The following is a 16,342-nucleotide window of genomic DNA, read 5'->3' on the forward strand; positions in this document are numbered from 1 at the left end:
ATCGAGTTCTTTCCGCTACCTAGGGCATTTTCTATGACCGAAATGCCCTATTTGTGCTGGGCTTTTTTATACACTAGCACTGGGGTGAATAGTTACGTCAATATTCCTCTCGGTAACATAAAAGAAAAACTAGAATATCTTTGTGAATTTTACGGCATTGAATTCTTGAAACAGGAAGAATCATATACGTCTCAAGCCAGCTTTTTTGACGGCGATGAGATTCCTGAATATAATGCCGACAATCCAAAAGAATATAAGTTCAGCGGCAAACGTATTAAGCGCGGCTTGTATCGAACAAAGTCTGGCAAACTAATTAATGCTGATGTCAATGGCGCATTAAACATCTTAAAGAAAAGTAAAGCTGTAGACCTGAGTGTCTTATGCTCTAGCGGCGAAGTGGACACGCCTCAAAGAATAAGGATTGCTTGAAGCAGTCAAACTTCTTTGGAAGCCCCCACTTCAAATTTTCGCTAGAAAATTAAGTGGGGGTAGTTCACTGTCCAAAAAATAGTGGTTGAAACGAACAGACGAAATCATATCGTGCATTTTAATCCCCTTATTCAAACGGGAAAATGGAGGGAACAAATAACAAGATCAAGCTGATGAAACGTCGGGGATACGGATACAGAAATATCCAGCGTTCTGCATGGCGGGTTCGGCTAGAAACAGCTAACATACTTTCATGACAGGTGCAAGTACAACTTTTGGTGATGAACCTTTCTATAAATATTGAATTTACGAAAAAAAATGATAGAATACTAATTGAATTTACAAAAAAAAATGATAGAATATTATCTAAATATTATATATAGCCTAAAATTTAGTAATACTAACAAAAGGGAGAAGGACACATTGGCAAAGCAAACGTTATTGGAAATTGAGGAGCTGCGAGTCTCTTTCCGCATCGGTGATGACTATTATGCGGCGGTCGACGACGTTTCGCTGGCGATCGGAGAGAACGAAGTCGTCGCTCTCGTCGGGGAGTCGGGTTGCGGCAAAAGCGCACTCGCTTTGTCGATCATGGGTCTCCACCCGCCCGAAAAGACAAAAATTGAGGGGCGCCTGCACTTTAAAGGGACAAATTTGCTGTCGCTCTCCGTTGCCGAACTCAATCGCATCCGCGGCAAAGAAATCGGGATGATCTTTCAGGATCCGTTAACGGCGCTCAATCCACTCATGACGGTCGGCCGGCAGATCGAAGAAAGCATGGATTACCATCTGCGGCTGTCAGCAGCCGAAAAAAAGAAGCGAACGATCGTCTTGCTTCGCAAAGTCGGCATTCCGGAGCCGGAAAAGGTGTACCACCGTTATCCGCACGAGTTGTCCGGGGGGATGCGGCAGCGGGTCGTCATCGCGATCGCCATCGCCTGCGAGCCCGCCCTGCTCATCGCCGATGAACCGACAACGGCGCTTGATGTGACGATTCAGGCGCAGATCATAGGGCTGCTCAAAGAGTTGCAGCAGCAAATGAAAACGAGCATTATTTTAATCACGCATGATTTGGGGGTGGTGGCGGAAATGGCGGACCGTGTGGCGGTCATGTATGCTGGGGAAATCGTTGAGTTAGCGGACGTCGATACCATTTTTCACCGTCCGCTTCATCCATACACTCGCTCATTGTTGCAGTCGATCCCGTCTGCGCAGACGAAAAAGGAACGACTCCACGTCATCCAAGGGATCGTTCCGCCGCTGCATAAACTGCCGCGGCGCGGCTGCCGCTTCCAGCCGCGCATCAGCTGGATTGGGGCGGATAAGCACGAATCGGATCCGAAGTTGCGGGAAGTGGAGCCGGGGCACTGGGTGCGTTGCACATGTTACCAACATTTTTATTTTCCCGATGATCAAACGGTAGGTGGAATCGGCTATGGCGCTTCTTAACGTCAACCATTTGAAAGTATACTATCCGGTGCGCGGCGGTTTTTTTCGCCGGGTGGTCGACCATGTCCGCGCGGTGGACGATGTCAGTTTCACGCTGAACAAAGGGGAAACGTACGGGCTCGTCGGCGAGTCCGGCTGCGGCAAGACGACGACAGGGCGCACGATTATCGGTTTGATCCGCGCCACGGCCGGGGAAGTGCTGTTTGAAGGGACGGATTTGACAAAGCTTCGCCGCCGCGAGTTTCATCCGTATCGGAAAGACATCCAGATGATTTTCCAAGATCCGTATTCTTCGCTCAATCCGCGCAAACGTGTGCTCGACATTGTCGCCGAGCCGCTCCGCAATTTTGAACGCCTGTCCCCGCAAGAGGAGCGGCAGAAGGTGCAATACGTTTTAGAGCGGGTCGGCTTGAGCGCGGAGTCGATTTACAAATATCCGCATGAATTTTCCGGCGGACAGCGCCAACGCATCGGCATTGCGCGGGCGCTCACGCTCAATCCGAAGCTCATCATCGCCGATGAGCCGGTGTCGGCGCTTGATGTGTCGGTGCAGGCGCAAGTGTTGAATTTCATGAGAGAAATCCAGCAGGAGTACGGGCTGACGTATTTGTTCATCAGCCATGATTTAGGGATCATTCGGCATATGTGCGACCGCATCGGCATTATGTACCGCGGCCGGCTCGTGGAGGAAGGGACGAGCGAGGAGATTTTTACGAATCCTCAACATATTTATACGAAACGTCTGCTCTCCGCCATTCCGAACGCCGATCCGCGCGAACGCGGCCGGCAGGAGGCGCTTCGCCGCGAAGTGGAAAAAGAATATGAGCAGTCGTATTCCCGCTATTTTGATGCAAACGGCCGGGCTCACCCGCTCAAGCCGATTTCGCCGACGCACTCGGTGGCCATTCCGTAAAGAGGGGAAGACGGGAAGATGCTGAAATTTATTTTACGGCGAATCCTCATTATGATTCCGCAATTGTTTTTGCTGAGCGTCCTCATTTTCTTGCTGGCGAAGGCGATGCCGGGCGATGCGCTGACGGGGCAGCTGGCGGCCAACCCGAAAATGGATCCGCAGACGCTTGAGGAAATGCAGGAAAAACTTGGCTTGAATGATCCGGTACATATTCAATACATCCGTTGGGTGAAAAACATGCTGCAAGGGGATCTCGGCCTTTCCTATACCCACCAGCAGCCGGTCACTGATCTGCTGGCCGGACGGATCGGGAATACGGTGTTGCTGTCGGCGGCGATTTTAATTTTGACGTACTTGATTGCCATTCCGCTTGGCATCGTGTCGGGGCGATGGACAGATACATGGGCTGATAAGCTGATCGTCGGCTACAGCTATCTCGGGTTTGCCACGCCGCTGTTCATTTTTGCTTTGCTCATGCTGTTTATTTTCGGCTTTCACCTTGGCTGGTTTCCAACCGGCGGCAGCGTGGACGTTCAGGTCGAGGAAGGGACGCTCGCTTACTATTTAAGCAAATTGAACCATCTCATGCTTCCGGCGTTGTCGGGAGCGCTCATCAACACGGTCGTTACGATTCAATATTTGCGCAGCGAAATCGTCGATACGAAAGTGAAAGATTTCGTGAAAACGGCGCGGGCGAAAGGCGTGCCGGAGCGGCACATCTATTGGCGCCATATTTTGCGCAATTCGTTTTTGCCGATCGCGGCGTTTTTAGGGTATGAGATCACCGGGCTTGTCGGCGGTTCCGTGTTTTTGGAGTCGATCTACAGCTATCCGGGGCTTGGCCAGCTGTTTTTGCAGTCGATTATGCAGCGGGATTACAGCGTCGTGACGGCGCTCGTCATGATTTCCGGCCTGGCGACGCTGGTGGGCACGCTGTTGTCGGACATCATTTTGAGTGCGGTCGACCCGCGCATCCAGATTGAGTAGGGAAGGAGGAAGGCAGCTGACATGAAAGCGGAAATCAGCGGCCCAACGCCGGCCGGAGCGAACATCGAGAAAAGCCCTTCCGCCTTTTCGATCATGTGGCGGGAGGTGGTTCGGGATCGGCTCGCGCTTGGTTCGCTCATCATTTTAGGAATCCTTTTGTCGATCGTCTATGGCGTGTCGCTCTTTTTGGATCAAGAGGAAATCGTGAAAGTGGATTTTCTTTCCATCTATTCTCCGCCGTCAGCGGAACACTGGCTTGGCACAGACTACGGAGGGCGCGACGTGTTTGGCCAGCTCATCATCGGCGCCCGCAATTCGTTTACGATCGGGCTGGCCATTACGCTCATCACTGGGGCGATCGGCCTCATTGTCGGATTGGTGGCTGGCTATTTCGGCGGCTGGATTGACAATGTCATTATGCGCATCATCGATTTTATTCTCGTTCTGCCGTTTTTGATGCTCGTTATTGTTTTTGTCGCCATTGTGCCTAAATATAATGTATTGACGTTCATTTTGATCATGAGCGCGTTTTTGTGGACGGGCAAAGCCCGGCTGATCCGCGCCAAAACGCTGACCGAGCGCGAGCTGGATTATGTCAGCGCGTCAAAAACGCTCGGCACGCCAGATTGGAAAATCATTATTTTTCAAATTTTGCCCAACCTCAGCTCGATCATTATCGTCAATTTGACGTTAAATTTGGCGGGCAACATCGGCATCGAGTCCGGGCTCACGTATCTTGGCTTCGGGCTGCCGGAGAGCACGCCGAGCTTAGGGACGTTGGTCAGCTATGCGACCAACCCGGATGTTTTGCAAAACAAATGGTGGGTTTGGTTGCCTGCGTCATTGCTTATTTTAGTGATGATGCTGTGCATAAATTTCATCGGCCAAGCGCTGAAACGTGCGGCTGATGCAAGACAACGACTAGGATAAGGGGGAAGAAAATGTGAAGAGAAAATGGCTGGCGGCTCTCGCCGCGCTCTTGCTCGTGCTCGCCGGGTGCACGGGCAAATCCGACACAACGAGCGGAAAGGGCAACAATAACGAAAAACCGGCGGCTCAGAAGGAAGACATCAGCAAATTCCCGATGACGGTGAAAAACGACGGGAAAATCATCGATGGCGGCGTGTTGAAATACGGCCTTGTGTCCGATACGCCGTTTGAAGGGACGCTCAGCTATGCATTCTACACCGGAGCGCCCGACGCAGAGATTTTGCAATTTTTTGACGAGTCGCTTTTCCGGACGAACGGTGACTATGAAATTACAAATGATGGGGCTGCCACGTATGAGTTGTCGGATGATAAAAAGACGATGACAATCCGTATTAAAGACAATGTGAATTGGCATGACGGCCAGCCGGTGACCGCTGAAGACTTGGAGTATGCGTATTTGGTCATCGGCCATAAAGATTACACCGGCGTCCGTTATGGCGATGCGCTCATCCAAGGGATCGTCGGGATGGAAGAATATCACAGCGGCAAAGCGGATAAAATTTCCGGCATTAAAGTCATCGACAAAAAGACGTTGACGATCACATGGAAACAGGCCAATCCGTCGGTGTTGACTGGCATTTGGGCGTATCCGCTGCCGAAGCATTACTTGAAAGACATTCCGATCAAAGACTTGGCGAAATCGGATAAAATCCGGAAAAACCCGATCGGGTTCGGTCCGTTTAAAGTGAAGAAAATCGTTCCGGGCGAGTCGGTAGAGTTTGTTCGCAATGATGACTACTGGGCTGGCAAACCGAACTTGGAAGGCGTCATTTTGAAAGTCGTCAGCCCGCAAGTCGTCCTGCAAGCGCTGAAAAAAGGCGAAATTGACGTCGCTGAGTTCCCGACTGACCAATATTTGAACGCGAAAGGGACGAAAAACATTCAGTTTATCGGTAAAGTGGATTTGGCGTACAACTATATCGGCTTTAAACTCGGCCATTGGGATGCGAAAAAGCAGGAAAACGTAATGGACAATCCGAAATTCCAAAACAAAAAACTGCGCCAAGCCATGGCGTACGCCATCAACAACCAAGAGGTGGCCGACCGCCTGTATCATGGTTTGCGCTTCCCGGCGACCACGCTGATCCCGCCGTCGTTCCCGGGCTATCATGACAGTTCCATCAAAGGGTATACGTACAATCCGGAAAAAGCGAAACAATTGCTGGATGAAGCGGGATATAAAGATGTGGATGGCGATGGCCTCCGCGAAGATCCAAACGGCAAAAAATTCAAGATCAACTTCTTGGCGATGAGCGGTGGGGACATCGCTGAACCGCTGGCCAAATTTTATATGCAATGCTGGAGAGATGTGGGCCTCGATGTTCAGCTTGTAGACGGACGCTTGGCGGAGTTCAACTCCTTCTACGATATGGTCGAAAAAGACGATCCGAAAGTGGATGTCTACGCCGCCTCTTGGGGAACTGGAACGGACGTCGACCCGTACGGATTGTACGGCCGCAACGCCATGTTCAACTACTCGCGTTGGGTGAACGAGAAAAATGATGAGCTGCTGGAAAAAGGCCATTCCGAACAGGCGTTTGACAAAGAATATCGTCGGAAAATTTACAGTGAATGGCAAAAGCTGATGAACGAAGAAGTGCCGGTCATCCCGACGTTGTATCGTTCCGCCATCTATGCGGTCAACAACCGTGTCGCCAACTTTACGGTTGACCCGAGCTCGAAGCTGACGTGGAAAGATGTCGGCGTCACGTCCGAGCAACCGGAAGTCGAACAATGACGATTGTTGCCTTTGATGATGTACGATAAGATAGAAGATAAATTGCATACGTCTTATCAAGAGTGGGCGAGAGAACGGGCTTGATGACCCCACAGCAACCTGCCGCAGGCAAGGTGCTAACACCCGCAAAGCGGTTTCGCTTTGGATGATAAGAACGGCTCATGACCCCTTTCGCATCATTCCGAGGCGAAGGGGGTTTTTGTCGATAGGGGGTGAAGGGGGAATAGTGAAGAGGGACATGTCGATCCGAGCTTGCATGGCCGCTCATCTCCCTGCCGCTGCGTTCGCCGTTTGTGTCATGCGCTGTGTGCAGGCGGAGCTCATCCGGTTTGACTCTAAGGCGGCGGTGCATGTCGACCGTGGGGACGGATACGTTCATTTGTATGGGGAAGCGCAAGGAACAGCCTTTTCGTTGTTGTTGACCAACAGTGAGGCGGACGAATGGAAGGCGGACGGACCGTACGCCCTTGACCGCTACATATGGACAGAGCTTGGGAAAAAAGGGATTTTCCCGATGCAGATGACGCCGTATTTACAAGCAGTATGGTTAATGGAGTCATAGAAAGGAAGAGGGACGAATGGCAGTCAAAAAATTTGAGCATGTCGGCATTCAAGTGAAAGACATCGAGGCATCGAAAGCGTTTTATCAAAACGTCGTCGGCTTGGAGCTGCTCGACGAAATGATTCATACGAACGGCACGATGAAATTGGCGTTTTTAGGGATTGACGGCTCGATCATTGTCGAGCTGATCGAAGGATACAATCCGGATTTGCCGACGGAAGGAAAAGTGCACCACGTGGCGTTTACGGTCGAAGGCATTGAGCAGGAGAAAGAACGGCTTTAGTCGCTCGGCGTCCCGCTAGTGTGGGATGAAATTACAACGCTCCCAAACGGGGCGAAATACTTATTTTTCCTTGGCCCGGACGGCGAATGGATCGAGTTTTACGAGCCGGCGCAATGAACGAAGGGGAAGGCGGCCATCGGTATGGCCGCCTTTTGCCGTGCAAGAAGGAAAATAGGGAGTGCACCGCGTATAGGTAAAGGGGAGAGGAGGAGAACAGATGGAGCCGCAAGTCATTCGCGCCATTCAAGACGACTACCCTGATGAATTCGCCTGGTGCTACGGCTGCGGACGGTTGAATGAACAAGGCCACCATTTCCGCACCGGGTGGCGGGGCGACAAAACGGTGACGGTGTATACGCCGCGTCCGGAACATACGGCGATTCCAGGGTTTGTGTACGGCGGGCTGATCGCCTCGCTCATCGACTGCCATGGCACCGGGTCGGCGGCGCTCGCCTTGCATCGGAAAAACGGCCATGAGCCGGGAAGCGGGGAAACGCCGCCGCGCTTTGTCACCGCGTCGCTTCACGTCGACTTTGTCAAGCCGACGCCGCATGGCGTGCCGCTTGTCGCCGTCGGAACGGTGACGGAGATTCACCCGAAAAAATGGCAAGTGGATACCGAGGTGTTCGCCAACGGCGAACTGTGCGCCCGCGGGCAAGTCGTCGCGGTCGTCATGCCGAAAACGTTTGTCCAGGGATGACAAGCAAACGAAAAGCGCCGGAGGGCGGCTGTTTTTGACAGCGCTTTCTCCGGCGCTTCGCTCGTTGCGCTCGATCCCGCTTGGGAAAAAGCGGACATCTTCACAAGTGACATGTTCATCCTTGGATGGCGGGGCGAAACAGGTTGCCGATCGAACGCTTCTAGGCATGACTGCTGCCAACAGCCCGATTCAGTTGGACCGGTTTGGCGTCTGCCTCGGCGCCAGCGTTTCACTTCCCTTCCATAAACGAAAGCGCTTTTTTATGGTTTATCCATAATCAGCACCGAGGAGGTCGCGCTCGCCACTTCTTTGCCGTTTTGCCGGACGACGGCAGTCACGTAGGCGACAGTTTTCCCGAACTTTTCCACTCGCGCTTCCACTTCAGCTTCCCCTGCCGCCGCTGGGCGGTGAAACGTCGTCTGCAAGTTGATGGAGGCGTGCATTTGGTCATCGCGAAGCAAGGTGGTCACCGCATACGCCATGAGAATATCCGCCGCCGCTCCGACGAACCCGCCCATGATCACCCCGTTGCCGTTGAGGAGCGATTCATGGATCGTCCATACCCCTTTCGCATAGCCGTCTCGGGCTTCCGTCAGGCGGACGCCGAGAGTTTCGTCGCATGGGGGCGGCGCGCTTTTTCCGGCAATGACGTCATGCAAGTTGGTAATTGGCTTCATCTCGAACATCCTTTCTGTCATCCATTGCGTTTCCATGAAAATGGGGTCATTTTCATGCCCGGATGGAGGGCAAAACGCCGCCCGCGGATCGTTTCGGTGAACATCATGGATCCTAAAGTAGCGATTTTCATCGGGTGGTGAGCGAAATGAGCTCATGGATGTTTTATTCGCCAAACGGCGGCGATTTCCTCTTTTCGCGTGCATGGGGAGGAGAACGGCAAAGCTGTGGCGAAAGAAACAAGCAGCGGATGATGGAAAGGAGATGGTCTCATGTATCAACCGCCAGACGCCGGCCGTTGGACGGGACGGATTGACAGCGTGAGCGATGAGCAGGCGTTTCGCCTTCATCAGCGCATTCGCTTGCTCGATTTGTCCAAGCCATTGGAGACGGTGGAACGAGCGGCGGCATTCATCGGGTTTGCGTGCGACGAAGGAGTGCGCCGCAACCAAGGCCGCCAAGGGGCGAAAGAGGCGCCGGCCGCCGTCAAAGCGGCGCTGGCCCGGCTGCCTTGGCATCTTCCGGAAGGGGTCGTTGTCTATGACGCAGGCGATGTCGTTTGCGTCGATGAACGGCTCGAACAAAGCCAGACTGAACTTGGGAAGGCGGTCGCCCGCCTGCTGAAAAACGGGATGGCGTCTATCGTGATCGGCGGCGGCCATGAGACGGCGTATGGGCATTACTTGGGCGTCCGGGAAGCGCTTGGGACGGATGCCCGCCTTGGCATCCTCAACATTGACGCCCATTTTGATTTGCGCCCGTACGATGACGGCCCGACGTCCGGGACGATGTTTCGGCAAATATTGGATCAAGACGATCGAGTGAGCTATTTCTGCCTTGGCATTCAGCGGCTCGGCAACACGGCAGCGCTGTTTGCGGCGGCCGAGACGTACGGCTGCCGGTACATGCTGGAAGACGAGCTGACCGCAGGGCCGATCGAGGCCGCCTATGAACAAATCGAGGAATTTGCCGCTCATCACGATGCCGTGATGTTGACCATTTGCATGGACGCCATCAGCGCGGCCGCCGCGCCGGGGGTGAGCGCGCCGTCGCCGTTTGGGCTCGCCCCGTCTCTGGCGCGCGCGCTCATCCGCCGAATCGTTTCCCATCCGAAAACGATCAGCGTCGATCTTTGCGAAGTCAATCCACTCTGGGATGAAGGCGGAAAAACGGTGGCGTTGGCCGCCGCCTTTTGCATGGAAGCGCTCCTTCATTTTCAACGCTTGCAGCCAAGGCGGTGAGAACGTGAAATTGGTCATTGCCGAACGGGACGACAAGGAACGAGAAGCGATCCGCTGGCTCGTTTCCGCGTATTCCTTGCCGATTGAGCGGATGTATACGGCGGCTACGGTCGAGGAGATGATGGCGTTTCTTGAGCGGGAGGCGCCGGAGCTGTTGTACGTCGAACTCGACATGATTCCGTATGAACGATGGCCGCAGGCGACCGCCCACGTCCGCTTGTTTTGCCAACGCGTGATTGCCGCAACGGCCGAGGCGACGTTCGCACGGGCGAAACAAGCCATCGACTGGCAATGCGTCGATTTGCTTGTCAAGCCGCTTGAGCCCGCCAAGCTGAAACAAGCGTTGAGGACGGCGGTTTCGCTTTCCTCCAACAGCCGCTCGAGCCTGACAGCGGGTTTTGACGGCCATGACGACTACCGCGCATTATTTTACGATGACCCCGCCGCAGCTTCCACCCATGTATGGCTTGTGCAGGCGGAACAGCCCGCTTTGTCTCAAGAAGTGATCCGTTTCTTGATGGATTACCCGTTTCGCGGACGGGCGCGCGTATTGCCGCTCACCCGTATGGCGGTTTGCCTGCTTCCCGATTTGCCGGGCGACGGGAAAGAAGAGGCGTGGAAGCTGCTGCGCGATTGGGAGGAAGATCATCATGAGCCGCTCGCGGTTGTCGTGATGCCGCCTGATGGCCGGAGGACGGTGCGCGCGCAATACCAAGCGGCCCGCCGGCTGCTCGAGACGACGTTTTTCATTGGCTATCGCCAAGTGATCGCTCCCGCTTCGGAATACGAACAGTGGCGTGAGCTCGATCCGTTTTTGACGCCCGAGGAGCAGCGGCAATGGATCGAGATGCTCGAGCGGTTCGACCACGAAGCGGTGAAACGGTGGCTGCAGCGCGAGTTTTGGCACTGGTCGCCGCCGTTTCCGAGCCCGGAGATGGTGCGGACGCGGCTGACAAGCATCTTGGCGCAAATCCGCCGGTTTATGAAAACGTACGGCCTTGACCGCGGCGGAACCGAGCGGGAGTATATGCGCATTTTTCAAGACATTTTGTACAATCCCGTCTTGTATCGCATCGTTCAAGAATTGATTTTATTTTTATATCGATTGTTCCATGAGGCCAAGCAGGCCGAGGAAGACGCGCGCGTCGACGCCGTGGAGCGCGGCCTCCGCTATATGGAGGCGCATTTTCGCGATCCGTCGCTCACGCTTGAGCGGGTCGCGGCCGCCGCCGGGCGCAGCCCCGCGTATTTCAGCCATTTGTTGTCGAAAAAGCGCGGCGTGACGTTTCGCCAGTGGCTGACCAACCGGCGGCTTGAGGAAGCGAAACGGCTGCTTCGGCAGACGGACTTGTCGATCAAAGAAATCGCCGAACAAACCGGGTTTCGCACCGCCCATTATTTGATGCGCGTCTTTAAAGCCGAACTGAACCAGACGCCGACCGCCTACCGCGATGAACAACGGCTGAAACCGTCATCACCGCGGTAGGCGGTTTTTTCAAAAGAAATGAACATATATCAAAAGAAATGGATAGATGAAGCGAAAAGAAAAAAGAAATTTCAAAAAAATGGATCATCTTGAAAAGACGAGAATCTATCTCCATCCTCTTGGCTTCCTTACAATAAAAAGCAAAGAGGAAAAAGGAGAGGATGACGATGGCAGAAAAACGGACCGTCAGCCCGCCCGCGGGAACAGAGCGGCGGGCGAAAGGATGGATTCAAGAAGCGGCGCTGCGGATGCTGAACAACAATTTGCATCCCGATGTCGCCGAGCGGCCGGAGGAGTTGATCGTCTACGGCGGCATCGGCAAGGCGGCGCGCAACTGGGAATGTTACGAGGCGATTGTGGACACCCTTCTTCGTTTAGAAAACGATGAAACGTTGCTCATTCAATCCGGCAAGCCGGTGGCGGTATTTCGCACGCATCCGGACGCCCCGCGCGTGCTGATCGCCAACTCCAACCTCGTGCCCGCATGGGCGACGTGGGACCATTTCCACGAACTTGACAAAAAAGGGTTGATCATGTACGGACAAATGACGGCCGGGAGCTGGATTTACATCGGCAGCCAAGGGATCGTCCAAGGGACGTATGAAACGTTTGCCGAAGTGGCGCGCCAGCACTTTGGCGGCACGCTGGCCGGGACGATCACGCTAACCGCCGGCCTTGGCGGCATGGGCGGGGCGCAGCCGCTCGCGGTGACGATGAATGGCGGCGTCTGCCTCGCCATCGAAATCGATCCGGCCCGCATTCAGCGCCGCCTTGATACGAAATATCTCGACACGATGACCGACAGCTTGGAGGCGGCGCTTGCGATGGCGAAACGAGCGAAGGAAGAGAAAAAAGCGCTGTCGATCGGCCTTGTCGGCAATGCGGCTGAAGTGTTGCCGCGTCTCGTCGAAATGGGCTTTGTTCCGGACGTCTTGACCGATCAAACGTCCGCCCATGATCCGTTAAACGGCTACATCCCGGCTGGCCTTACGCTTGATGAGGCCGCCGAACTCAGGGCGCGCGATCCGAAGCAGTACATCGCCCGTGCAAAACAGTCGATCGCCGCGCATGTTCGAGCGATGCTGGCGATGCAAAAGCAAGGGGCGGTGACGTTTGATTACGGCAACAACATCCGCCAAGTGGCAAAAGACGAAGGGGTGGACGACGCCTTTTCCTTCCCGGGTTTTGTGCCGGCCTACATCCGTCCGCTCTTTTGCGAAGGAAAAGGGCCGTTCCGCTGGGTGGCATTATCCGGCGACCCGGAAGACATTTATAAAACCGATGAAGTCATTTTGCGTGAATTCAGCGACAATGAGCGTCTTTGCCATTGGATTCGCATGGCGCAAAAACGCATTCAATTCCAAGGGCTGCCGGCGCGCATTTGTTGGCTCGGCTACGGCGAGCGGGCGAAGTTCGGGAAAATCATCAACGACATGGTGGCCAAAGGCGAGCTGAAAGCGCCGATCGTCATCGGTCGCGATCATTTGGATTCGGGCTCCGTCGCTTCGCCGAACCGGGAGACGGAAGGAATGAAAGACGGAAGCGACGCCATCGCCGACTGGCCGATTTTAAACGCGCTGTTGAATGCGGTCGGCGGCGCAAGCTGGGTGTCGGTTCACCACGGCGGCGGCGTCGGCATGGGCTACTCGATTCACGCCGGCATGGTCATCGTAGCCGACGGCACAAAAGAGGCGGAAAAACGGCTGGAGCGCGTGTTGACGACCGACCCGGGGCTTGGTGTGGTCCGCCACGCCGACGCTGGCTATGAGCTCGCCATCCGGACGGCGAAAGAAAAAGGCATCGATATGCCGATGCTCAAGTAGAAAGGGGGATCCATATGCGCCCGCTTTTTGTCCGCCGCGCCCGCCAGCTCGTCACGCTGGCGGGAAGCTCCGCGGCTCCGCTTGTCAAGGAGAAGATGAGCGATCTAGGCATCATCGAAAACGGCAGCGTCTGGATCGAACATGGCACGATCGTGGCGGTTGGGGCGGACGATGAACTGGCCCGCCAATTTGCCGATCGGCTCGCCGAAGCGGAAGTCATTGACGCTAAGGGCAAAACGGTGACGCCTGGGCTTGTCGATCCTCATACTCATCTCGTTTACGCCGGCAGCCGCGAACACGAATGGACGATGCGGCTCGGCGGGGCGACGTACATGGAAATCATGAACGCAGGCGGCGGCATTCATGCCACGACAAAAGCGACGCGCGAGGCGTCGGAAGAGATGTTGTATGAAGAAAGCAAGCGGCGGCTCGATCAGTTTTTGCTTCATGGGGTCACGACCGTCGAAGCAAAAAGCGGCTATGGTTTAAGCCTTGAGCACGAAATCAAGCAGCTTGAAGTCGCCAAGCGTCTCGATGACACCCACCCGGTCGATATCGTCTCCACGTTTCTTGGCGCTCATGCCGTTCCGCCGGAGTGGAAGCACGATCCGGATGAATACGTCCGCCTTGTCATCGACGAGATGATTCCCGAAGTGAGCCGGCGGGGGCTCGCCGAGTTCAACGACGTCTTTTGCGAGCGCGGCGTCTTTACCCCCGACCAGGCGCGCCTCATCCTCGAAGCAGGCAAAGAGCACGGCTTGACGCCGAAAATTCACGCTGATGAAATCGAGCCGTATGGCGGGGCGGAACTGGCAGCCGAAGTCGGCGCCATCTCCGCCGACCACCTGCTTCGGGCGTCGGACGAAGGAATCCGCCGCATGGCCGATGGCGGCGTCATCGGCGTTCTCTTGCCAGGCACCGCCTTTTTCTTAATGACAAAAGCCGCCGATGCCCGCCGTTTGATCGACGCCGGCGTTCCCGTCGCTTTGGCGACCGACTGCAACCCTGGTTCGTCGCCGACCGTCTCGCTGCCGCTTGTCATGAGCCTAGCCTGCCTGCATATGGGCATGACTCCCGCTGAAGCGATGGCCGCCGCCACGATCAATGCCGCCCACGCCATCGGCCGCGCGCATCTTGTCGGCAGCCTCGAGCCGGGGAAGAAGGCGGATTTGGTCATTTTCAATGTCCCGAATTATGTGCAGATCATGTACCATTACGGAGTCAACCATGTTGAGACGGTGATCAAAGGCGGGGAGGTGGTGGTGAAAGAAGGCAAGGTGTACATCTGAAGGGGGAATGGTCTTCCGTCGAGGTGTTTAGCGACCGGGAGCGGTTATGCTTCCGGCCGCGCAAGTTGGGGTAAAAAGAACAATGGGGGTGGAGGAAAATGAAAGCGGATACAAACATGGCGCCATCCGTGCCGACACCAACGCCGGCCAGCGGGGCATGGAAGTTTTTCGTCTTTAGTGCCATCGGCATTTTCGTATTTTTCGTTCCGGTGTCCATCGGCGGCACATCATCGATTTTGCTCGATCATATTGTGACATGGATCCGCACCCAGTTTTCAGCACTTGTTCCTTATTATGCTCTGATCGTGATCGCTCTCGGTGCCGTTTATCCGTTTTACAAAAAAACGTGGAACAAAGATACTGTGACAACCGTTTTTTCACTGTTGAAAGTTCTAGGACTGATCACGGCGGTCATGTTGGTGTTTCGCATCGGTCCGTCATGGTTGTTTCAGCCGAATATGGGACCGTTCTTATATGACAAGCTCGTCATTTCCGTCGGTCTCCTTGTGCCGATCGGCTCGGTTTTTCTCGCTCTTCTTGTTGGTTACGGGCTGCTTGAATTTGTCGGTGTGTGGATGCAGCCGATCATGCGTCCGATTTGGAAAACGCCGGGCCGTTCGGCGATCGACGCCGTCGCCTCCTTTGTCGGCAGCTACTCGATCGGTCTATTGATCACCAGTGAACTACCCCCACTTAATTTTCTAGCGAAAATTTGAAGTGGGGGCTTCCAAAGAAGTTTGACTGCTTCAAGCAATCCTTATTCTTTGAGGCGTGTCCACTTCGCCGCTAGAGCATAAGACACTCAGGTCTACAGCTTTACTTTTCTTTAAGATGTTTAATGCGCCATTGACATCAGCATTCATTAGTTTGCCAGACTTTGTTCGATACAAGCCGCGCTTAATACGTTTGCCGCTGAACTTATATTCTTTTGGATTGTCGGCATTATATTCAGGAATCTCATCGCCGTCAAAAAAGCTGGCTTGAGACGTATAKGATTCTTCCTGTTTCAAGAATTCAATGCCGTAAAATTCACAAAGATATTCTAGTTTTTCTTTTATGTTACCGAGAGGAATATTGACAAAGTTTTGATTTGTCTTTTTTCCTAGATTCATATTGCGTTGCCATGTTTCCGCATAGCCAATGACAAGTTTGCCAATTTGATTTTCAATACAGTAGTTAATGATGTAACGGCAAGTCTTGTTGATATAATCATTCACTTTATTATTGCGATTCATAGCAAGCAAAGCCTGTTTGTAACTATTCAGCCACATCATAAAGTGAGCTGAATATTTTCTTCTTTCCTTGTCTATGATGTGAATACTGATAGACAAGGAGGTGAATCACATGTTGACGGTACAACAAGCTGTATTTACAGTTGAGAGCTTAATCGGCAAAGTCCAACAACAAAAGCAGCTCATTACTCACCAGCAACAAGTCATTGAGCAACTGTTGAAAGAAAACAAACAGCTACGCAAAGAAAATGAACAACTGAAGTACCGTGTTCAAGAGCTGGAAGCACGCACGAAAAAAAACAGCTCCAATAGCCATTTGCCCCCATCTTCTGACCGTTTTGAGAAAAAGCGTTCCTCCCGCGAGCCGTCTGGCAAAAAGCCTGGTGGGCAAGAGGGACATGAGGGGAAGACGCTCCGTCAAGTGGAACATCCACATCATCGTGTCGTCCACCGTGTGCATACGTGTCAAGGATGTGGAGCTTCTTTGCGTGAAGTCAAACCGTTCAAAGTCGATATCCGTCAAGTGTTTGATGTCCCTCCTGTGG

Annotated in this window: 15 protein-coding genes, 4 pseudogenes and 1 riboswitch; of the genes and pseudogenes, 17 read left to right on the plus strand and 2 right to left on the minus strand. The window is 53.9% G+C overall.

Translation table 11 applies throughout. The features are described from left to right. From AP057_RS01030 to AP057_RS01075, 11 genes and pseudogenes are all read left to right on the plus strand, one after another. The coding region (locus AP057_RS01030) for a transposase (RefSeq protein WP_235468420.1) at positions 1–429 on the plus strand (429 nt) is incomplete at its 5' end. Between the two features lie 85 nt (positions 430–514). Next, positions 515–686, plus strand: a pseudogene (locus tag AP057_RS15860) (transposase); the annotation flags it as partial. A gap of 166 nt (positions 687–852) precedes the next feature. Then, positions 853–1,878: an ABC transporter ATP-binding protein gene (locus AP057_RS01035; protein ID WP_033015554.1), complete on the plus strand. Its 1,026-nt coding sequence runs from the start codon at positions 853–855 to the stop codon at positions 1,876–1,878. Beyond that, positions 1,865–2,791, plus strand: a complete 927-nt coding sequence (locus AP057_RS01040) for an ABC transporter ATP-binding protein (RefSeq protein WP_033015556.1) — start codon at positions 1,865–1,867, stop codon at positions 2,789–2,791. Before AP057_RS01035 ends, AP057_RS01040 begins: the two co-directional genes overlap by 14 nt. An 18-nt stretch (positions 2,792–2,809) precedes the next feature. After that, a complete protein-coding gene (gene opp4B, locus AP057_RS01045) occupies positions 2,810–3,778 on the plus strand; it encodes an oligopeptide ABC transporter permease (RefSeq protein ID WP_049625310.1) in 969 nt (322 codons plus the stop codon). A gap of 21 nt (positions 3,779–3,799) precedes the next feature. Next, on the plus strand, positions 3,800–4,708 hold the full coding sequence (locus AP057_RS01050; RefSeq protein ID WP_049625311.1) for an ABC transporter permease: 909 nt from the start codon (positions 3,800–3,802) through the stop codon (positions 4,706–4,708). 13 nt (positions 4,709–4,721) lie between these two features. Beyond that, the gene (gene opp4A, locus AP057_RS01055) at positions 4,722–6,506 is read left to right on the plus strand and encodes an oligopeptide ABC transporter substrate-binding protein (protein ID WP_055357853.1); all 1,785 of its coding nucleotides are present in this window, start codon (positions 4,722–4,724) and stop codon (positions 6,504–6,506) included. A gap of 50 nt (positions 6,507–6,556) precedes the next feature. Continuing rightward, positions 6,557–6,661, plus strand: a riboswitch (SAM riboswitch). Between the two features lie 83 nt (positions 6,662–6,744). Next, positions 6,745–7,068, plus strand: a complete 324-nt coding sequence (locus tag AP057_RS01060) for a hypothetical protein (RefSeq protein WP_055357854.1) — start codon at positions 6,745–6,747, stop codon at positions 7,066–7,068. A 16-nt stretch (positions 7,069–7,084) separates the two neighbouring features. Continuing rightward, positions 7,085–7,468 (plus strand): annotated as a pseudogene (locus AP057_RS01065) (VOC family protein). Between the two features lie 100 nt (positions 7,469–7,568). After that, positions 7,569–8,051 carry a PaaI family thioesterase gene (locus tag AP057_RS01070; protein WP_055357855.1) on the plus strand — a complete coding sequence of 161 codons (483 nt, stop codon included), beginning with the start codon at positions 7,569–7,571 and terminating at the stop codon, positions 8,049–8,051. A 34-nt stretch (positions 8,052–8,085) separates the two neighbouring features. Beyond that, on the plus strand, positions 8,086–8,328 hold the full coding sequence (locus tag AP057_RS01075; RefSeq protein ID WP_152968849.1) for a hypothetical protein: 243 nt from the start codon (positions 8,086–8,088) through the stop codon (positions 8,326–8,328). On the opposite strand, the gene AP057_RS01080 is transcribed toward AP057_RS01075, so the two are convergent. Next, complete coding sequence (locus tag AP057_RS01080) at positions 8,312–8,728, minus strand: PaaI family thioesterase (RefSeq protein WP_055357857.1); 417 nt, start codon at positions 8,726–8,728, stop codon at positions 8,312–8,314. The two genes, AP057_RS01075 and AP057_RS01080, sit on opposite strands and share 17 nt — an antisense overlap. Positions 8,729–8,998: 270 nt before the next feature. Here AP057_RS01080 and hutG point away from each other — a divergent pair, with 270 nt between their 5' ends. The 5 genes and pseudogenes from hutG to AP057_RS01105 form a co-directional block, all read left to right on the plus strand. Next, positions 8,999–9,967, plus strand: a complete 969-nt coding sequence (hutG, locus tag AP057_RS01085; RefSeq protein ID WP_055357858.1) for a formimidoylglutamase — start codon at positions 8,999–9,001, stop codon at positions 9,965–9,967. A gap of 4 nt (positions 9,968–9,971) precedes the next feature. Further along, positions 9,972–11,453: a helix-turn-helix domain-containing protein gene (locus AP057_RS01090; protein WP_055357859.1), complete on the plus strand. Its 1,482-nt coding sequence runs from the start codon at positions 9,972–9,974 to the stop codon at positions 11,451–11,453. A gap of 167 nt (positions 11,454–11,620) precedes the next feature. Further along, positions 11,621–13,276 (plus strand): urocanate hydratase, encoded by a 1,656-nt coding sequence (hutU, locus tag AP057_RS01095; RefSeq protein ID WP_200910050.1) that lies wholly within the window; start codon positions 11,621–11,623, stop codon positions 13,274–13,276. A gap of 14 nt (positions 13,277–13,290) precedes the next feature. Further along, positions 13,291–14,565, plus strand: coding sequence for an imidazolonepropionase (hutI, locus tag AP057_RS01100; RefSeq protein WP_055357861.1), 1,275 nt, complete (start codon positions 13,291–13,293; stop codon positions 14,563–14,565). Between the two features lie 98 nt (positions 14,566–14,663). Continuing rightward, positions 14,664–15,251: pseudogene (locus AP057_RS01105) on the plus strand (YjiH family protein); the annotation flags it as partial. A gap of 60 nt (positions 15,252–15,311) precedes the next feature. Here AP057_RS01105 and AP057_RS01110 read toward each other — a convergent pair. Beyond that, a pseudogene (locus AP057_RS01110) lies at positions 15,312–15,818 on the minus strand (IS200/IS605 family accessory protein TnpB-related protein); the annotation flags it as partial. 91 nt (positions 15,819–15,909) lie between these two features. On the opposite strand from AP057_RS01110, the gene AP057_RS01115 reads away from it, so the two are divergent. After that, a partial coding sequence (locus tag AP057_RS01115) for a DUF6444 domain-containing protein (protein ID WP_235468421.1) occupies positions 15,910–16,342 on the plus strand: 433 nt, incomplete at its 3' end.

It is taken from the genome of Geobacillus sp. Sah69, from assembly GCF_001414205.1.
GTDB classification, from domain to species: Bacteria; Bacillota; Bacilli; order Bacillales; family Anoxybacillaceae; genus Geobacillus; species Geobacillus stearothermophilus.

Bases quoted from the DNA above. Each gene is read 5' to 3' on its own strand.
- opp4B (WP_049625310.1), top strand. From the start codon at position 2,810: ATGCTGAAATTTATTTTACGGCGAATCCTCATTATGATTCCGCAATTG.
- AP057_RS01070 (WP_055357855.1), top strand. From the start codon at position 7,569: ATGGAGCCGCAAGTCATTCGCGCCATTCAAGACGACTACCCTGATGAA.
- hutI (WP_055357861.1), top strand. From the start codon at position 13,291: ATGCGCCCGCTTTTTGTCCGCCGCGCCCGCCAGCTCGTCACGCTGGCG.
- AP057_RS01040 (WP_033015556.1), top strand. From the start codon at position 1,865: ATGGCGCTTCTTAACGTCAACCATTTGAAAGTATACTATCCGGTGCGC.
- AP057_RS01080 (WP_055357857.1), bottom strand. From the start codon at position 8,728: ATGAAGCCAATTACCAACTTGCATGACGTCATTGCCGGAAAAAGCGCG.
- hutU (WP_200910050.1), top strand. From the start codon at position 11,621: ATGGCAGAAAAACGGACCGTCAGCCCGCCCGCGGGAACAGAGCGGCGG.
- AP057_RS01050 (WP_049625311.1), top strand. From the start codon at position 3,800: ATGAAAGCGGAAATCAGCGGCCCAACGCCGGCCGGAGCGAACATCGAG.
- AP057_RS01060 (WP_055357854.1), top strand. From the start codon at position 6,745: ATGTCGATCCGAGCTTGCATGGCCGCTCATCTCCCTGCCGCTGCGTTC.
- hutG (WP_055357858.1), top strand. From the start codon at position 8,999: ATGTATCAACCGCCAGACGCCGGCCGTTGGACGGGACGGATTGACAGC.